We start from the raw sequence: 5308 nt of genomic DNA, 5'->3' as shown, positions 1-5308 counted from the left end.
TGGCCTTGACGACCTCCGCCGAGGTGTGGAAGCCCCTGATCACCTCGACCAGCGGCTTGAGCTGGGCGGGGTTCATGAAGTGGGTGCCGATCACCCGGTCCGGCCGGTGCGTCCAGCCGGCGACGCGGGTGATGGGGATGGCCGAGGTGTTCACGCCGAACACGCACGCCGGCGCGCAGATCGCGTCGAGCCGGCGGTAGACCTCCTGCTTGACCGAGGTCTTCTCGGTGACGTTCTCGACGACGAACCCGGCGTCGGCGAGGCCGGCGGGGTCGGTGGTGCGGGTGATGCGCGCGGCGACCTCGTCCGCCCCCGGCGCGCCGGGGGCGTACAGGGCGGCCATGCGGGCGTCGAGCGCGATCCGCTCGCGGGCCCGGTCCAGGGCGCGCTGGTCGTTGTCCACCAGCGTGACCACCAGACCGGCCGCGGCGAAGGCCTGGCTCACGCCGACCCCCATGGTGCCGGCGCCGACGACACCGACGTGTGTGATCATGAACTGCTCCCTTTCCGTGGGTCCGCCAGCGCGCGGCGGACGGCCGGCGCCCAGGTGGCGAGGTCGGGTCCGTGCTGGCAGACCAGGGCGAACGCGAACCGTTCCAGCCCGAAGCCGGCGCAGGCGCTGAACGCGGCGCCGGTCGAGCCGGCCAGTGAGATGTCGAAGGCCTCACCGAAGCGGCGCTCGTGGAAGTTGAACGACCCGACCGCGACCGCGTCGTCCGGCGCGAGATCCAGTTGGAGCTCGTACTTCAGCTCCAGCAGGCGCTGGGAGCTCGCCTGCGCCCCGCTGTCGGCGTTGCCGAAGAAGGGGTCGTTGGCCACCTCGCACCGGCCGGACACGCCCAGGTCGCCGGCGAGCGCGGTGATCCTGGCGAGGAACCGCTCCCGCGCGTCGAGCACCTGCTCGCGCGTGCCGAGGAAGACGATCTCCCGGATGGTGAAGTCCCACAGCCGGGCGAGCGTCCGGTGGTAGCGGGCCTCGTGGCGGAAGGACTTGCCCCGCGCGGTGAACACCGACAGCTCCGCGGGCAGGACCGCGCCGCCGAACTGGTTGAAGGTGTGGTAGCACATCGTGGGGGGCAGGCAGTGGTCCACGCCGGCGCACCGGTCGAGGACCCGGTCGCCGATCCCGGGACCGGTCGCCGCGTCGGCCGCGAACTCCCGGTAGACGTCCACATCGGACCGCAGCCGGGTCGCGAACATGGCGTGCTGCGGGAAGGACGTGAGGTAGCCGCACCGCTCCAGCACGCCGACGGGGATGAGCGTCGGGTAGCGGTACTCGGTGCCGCCGTACTCCTCGACCACAATCGCGCGGAGCACCCGGTCCAGGTCGTCCATCAGGCCGAGCAGCGGCTCGCCGAGCGCGACCTGCCCCTCGCCGACCGGGTAGGCGACACCCGCGGCGACCAGCCGGTCGAACATGCCGGCGGGCGGCTCGCGGTGGGTCGCCGACCGCCACACCACCTTCGGTTCCCGCACGAGCTGCGGCGCGACCTCGTCGCGCACCAGCGAGTTCAGCTTGTCCGCGAGCACCTCCGGCGGCACCGCGCCGGACACGGTGACCCGCACGGCGGTGACCAGACCGGCCACCACGACGAGCTGGAAGTCCCGGATCTCGGCGGCGGCGAAGTAGACCCGCCTGGCGAGCTCCTCGGCCAGCTCCCCCCGCAGCGGCGGGTCGAGAACGAGCACGTGGTCCGAGAGCGCCGGTTCGAGGTGCGCCGTCATGACGCCCCCGCCACGCCGATGAGGCTCGCGATCACGTTGCGCTGGATGTCGGAGGTACCGCCGAAGATGGCGCTGCCGAGCGCGTCCCGCAGCTCCCGCTCGAACGGCAGGTCGGCGACGTAGCCGCGGGCGCCGTGCACCCGCACCGCGTCCAGCGCGGTGGTCAGCAGGCTCTCGCTGGTGAACAGCTTGAGGATCGCGGACTCCAGCAACGCCATGCGCCCCTGCTGTTTGAGCCAGCCCACCTTGTACAGCAGCAGCCGCGCCAGCTCGATGTGCACCCGCATGTCCGCCAGCCGGTGCGACACCGCCTGGTAGGACCCGATGGTCCGGCCGAACTGCACGCGCTCGCCCGCCCAGGTGACGCAGTCGTCGAGGATCCGCTGCGCGCGGCCGATCTGGGTGGCCGCCATGAACCCGCGCTCCCACTCGATGGTCGAGGTGAACAGGGCGTAGCCGGCGCCCTCGGCGCCCAGCAGGTTCGCGGCGGGGACGGGACACTCGTCGAACGCCAGCTCACCCATGGGGGTGGCGCGCAGACCGGCCTTGCTGATCGTGCGGCGGACCTCGAGGCCCGGGGTGTCCCGTGGCACCAGGAACGCGGAGAGGTCGCGCTGGCCGCCGGACTCGCCGGTCCGCGCGAAGACCACGTACAGGTCCGCGCGGGGGCCGTTGCTGATGAAGCACTTCGTGCCCGTGAGCAGGTAGTGGTCGCCTTCGCGGACCGCGCGGGTCCGCAGCGACAGCACGTCCGAGCCGGCCTCGGGCTCGGTCAGCGCGTGCGCGCCGACCAGCGTGCCGTCGGCGAGCCGGGGCAGGAAGGCGGCCTTCTGCTCGGCGGTCCCGTGCAGCAGCAGGTAGATCGTGCACGCCCACAGGTGGTTCTCCACGGCGAAGACCAGGCCGTTGTCGCGGCAGCCCTGGCCGAGCGCCTCGCAGGCGATGGCGGTGGTGAGCGGGTCGTACCCGGCCCCGCCGTACTCGACCGGGACGGCCCAGCCCAGCACGCCGAACTCGGCGCAGACGCGCCAGCCGTCCTCGTCGAACGTCTCGTCCCGGTCGTGCTCGGCGACCTTGCCGCCGATGCGTTCCCGGGCGAACGCGAGCACCCGCGCCCGCAGCGCGGTCTGCTCCTCGGTCAGTGCGAAGTCCATGTCATCGCCTCTCTTCGCGCCAGAGCGCGGGCCAGTCCACCGGCACACCGAGCCGCCACAGCTCGCCGACCACGCCGAGGACCGCGGCCGTGTCCGGTTGGCGCCCGGCGCCCGGCAGGGTCGCGAACACGGGTGGGTGGCGGGGTGCGTCGGGGTGCTGCGCGGCGAGACCGCCGAGCATCTGCCCGGGCCCCACCTCGAGCGCGACCGCGCCGGGCCGGCGCCACAGCTCCGTGAGGTTGTGGTGGCACCGCACGGTCCGGCGCAGGTGCCGCGCCCAGTAGTCGGGGCTCGTGGCCTGCTCGTCGGTGATCCACGTGCCGTCCACGTTGGACAGGAACGGGATGGCTGGTGGGCTGAGCGAGAACGTGCCGACGAGCGCGGCGAGCGGCTCGGACACCGGGGCCATCAGCTCGGTGTGGAACGCGTGCCGGGTGCGGGCACGCAGGTTGGCGACCCCGGCGGCGGTGAGCCGCTTCTCCAGGCGCTCGACGGCGTGCGGCGCCCCGCCGACCACGCACAGCTCGGGCCCGTTGACCGCGGCGAGCCACAGCTCGTCGTCGAGGTACTCCGCGAGCCGGGCCGGTGGCAGCAGCACGGAGACGAGGGCGCCGGGCGGCAGGGTCTCGATCAGCGCCGCGCGCCTGGCGACCAGGACGAGCGCGTCCTCCAAAGCCAGGACCCCCGCGACGGTCGCGGCCACGTACTCGCCGATGCTGTAGCCCCCCATCGCGGCCGGCACGATCCCCCAGCCGGCCAGCAGCCGCGCCAACGCGTACTCCACGGCGAACACGACCGACTGGGCCACCCGGGTCCGGTCGAGCGGGCCGTCCTCGTCGGGGTCGCCCCGGCCCAGCAGCCGGGCCAGGTCGATGCCGCTGTCGTGGACGGCGTCGGGACGGGCGGGCGGTTCGGCGTACAGCGCGGCACGGGGGTCGGTGCCGGTCTGCTCGGTGAGCACCCGGGCGCACCGGTCCAGCCAGTACCGGAACTCCGGCTCGCACCGGTACAGGTCCCGGCCCATCCCGGCGTAGTGGTCGCCGACGCCCGGGAACAGGAACACGACCGGCCGCCCGGTCGCGGTGTCGACGGGGGTGTCGGCGGCGGTGTCGGCGACCGTGGGGAGCCGGCGCAGGAGCCGGACCGCCTCGGTGGTGTCGGCGGCCACGACCGCCTGCCGGTACGGGCCGTCCGATTGCCGGGTGGCCGCGGCCATGGCCAGCTCGGCGAGCGGCGCCGCGGGGCGTCGCGCGAGGTCGTCGGCCAAGCCCGTCGCGACGCGGCGCAGCTCCTGCGGCGTGCCGGCGGAGATCGGCACCAGGTGGTGCCGCCGCGCTTCTGTGTCCACTGTGGCCCCCTCAGGCGATCAGGTAGTGGATGCCGAGCCGCAGCTGGGTGACGACGTCGGCGAGGAACGGGGTCTCCCCGCCCAGGTTCGCCATGACCACCAGGCCGGTCCCGGTCTCCAGGTCGGTGGCCGTGAACGCCTGGTGCGACCGGCGGTCGCCGGGGTGGCCGAACCAGCGCGCGCCGTCGCCGCGGGCGGTGGCGGTCCCGAGGGCGTAGCCGGCCATGACCGGGGTGACCATCAGCTCGGCCAGCTCACGGCTCAGGAACGCGGCCGGTTCCCCGGACGCGGCCCGGACCACCTCGCGGCCGACCTTGGCGAGGTCGGCCGGGGTGCTCCACAGCCCGCTGCCGGCCAGCTCCGCGTTGACCCGCCACCCGCCGGGGAAGGGCCGGCCGTGGCGGTCGTGGCCGTGCGCCACCGGCCGGGACTCCGCGAACCGCGGGGTGAAGCCGCTGTCGCGCATGTCGAGCGGGTCGAGCACGAGCGAGCGGAGCAGCTCCGCGGTCTCCCGGCCGGTGACGTCGGCCAGCACCCGCTGCACGACCGCGAAGTGGGCGTTGGAGTAGTGGAAGGCGCTGCCGGCCGGGCGGTCGCGCACGACCCGGTCCAGCACGGACCCGAGGCCGGGCACGGGACCGGTGCGCGGGTAGTCGTGCCAGGCGCCCGCGGTGAGGCCGGCGGTGTGGCTGAGCAGTGCGCGCAGGGTGATCGGGTCGCCGTCGGGCACCCGCCACGACGTGAGGTAGCGCCGCACGTCGGTGTCGAGGTCGAGCACGCCCTCCGCCACCAGCCGGAGCACGGCCAGGGTGGTCACCTGCTTGCTCACCGAGCAGGCCGGGAACAGGGTGTCCTCGGTGACCGGCGCCGGGTGCTCGCCGCCGGTCACCCCCTGCCCCCACCCGGTGATCCGGTCGCCGTCCAGGAGTGCCACGCCGACGCCGGGCGCCCGGTGGCGTGCCATCGGGGTGAGCAGCACGGGACTGTGCGGGAAGAGCCCGTTGCGCACCCGGTCGGCGTCGCGCCGCTCGGCGGGTGCCGCGCCCTGCGCGGTGAGCTCGTCGCGGCAGTGCCCGGCCAG

At 74.3% G+C, this 5308-nt stretch carries 5 protein-coding genes; all 5 read right to left on the bottom strand.

The genetic code is table 11. The features are described from left to right. On the bottom strand, window positions 1-493 hold a 493-nt coding region (locus tag ACJ73U_RS42600), incomplete at its 3' end, for a 3-hydroxyacyl-CoA dehydrogenase family protein (protein WP_407783476.1). Then, entirely contained in the window at window positions 490-1725 is a 1236-nt protein-coding gene (locus ACJ73U_RS42595; protein ID WP_407783475.1) for a hypothetical protein, read from the bottom strand. The genes ACJ73U_RS42595 and ACJ73U_RS42600, both read right to left, overlap by 4 nt. Next, window positions 1722-2879, bottom strand: a complete 1158-nt coding sequence (locus ACJ73U_RS42590) for an acyl-CoA dehydrogenase family protein (protein ID WP_407783474.1) — start codon at window positions 2877-2879, stop codon at window positions 1722-1724. The genes ACJ73U_RS42595 and ACJ73U_RS42590 overlap by 4 nt, the downstream gene beginning before the upstream one ends. Before the next feature lies 1 nt (window position 2880). After that, window positions 2881-4227, bottom strand: coding sequence for an acyltransferase domain-containing protein (locus tag ACJ73U_RS42585; RefSeq protein WP_407783473.1), 1347 nt, complete (start codon window positions 4225-4227; stop codon window positions 2881-2883). Window positions 4228-4237: 10 nt separating this feature from the next. Beyond that, a partial coding sequence (locus tag ACJ73U_RS42580) for a serine hydrolase domain-containing protein (protein ID WP_407783472.1) occupies window positions 4238-5308 on the bottom strand: 1071 nt, incomplete at its 5' end.

Source organism: Actinophytocola sp., from assembly GCF_045807065.1.
Taxonomy (GTDB): domain Bacteria; phylum Actinomycetota; class Actinomycetes; order Mycobacteriales; family Pseudonocardiaceae; genus Actinophytocola.
This window is presented reverse-complemented; position numbering and strand designations above follow the sequence as displayed.

Bases quoted from the DNA above. Each gene is read 5' to 3' on its own strand.
- ACJ73U_RS42590 (WP_407783474.1), bottom strand. From the start codon at position 2,879: ATGGACTTCGCACTGACCGAGGAGCAGACCGCGCTGCGGGCGCGGGTG.
- ACJ73U_RS42595 (WP_407783475.1), bottom strand. From the start codon at position 1,725: ATGACGGCGCACCTCGAACCGGCGCTCTCGGACCACGTGCTCGTTCTC.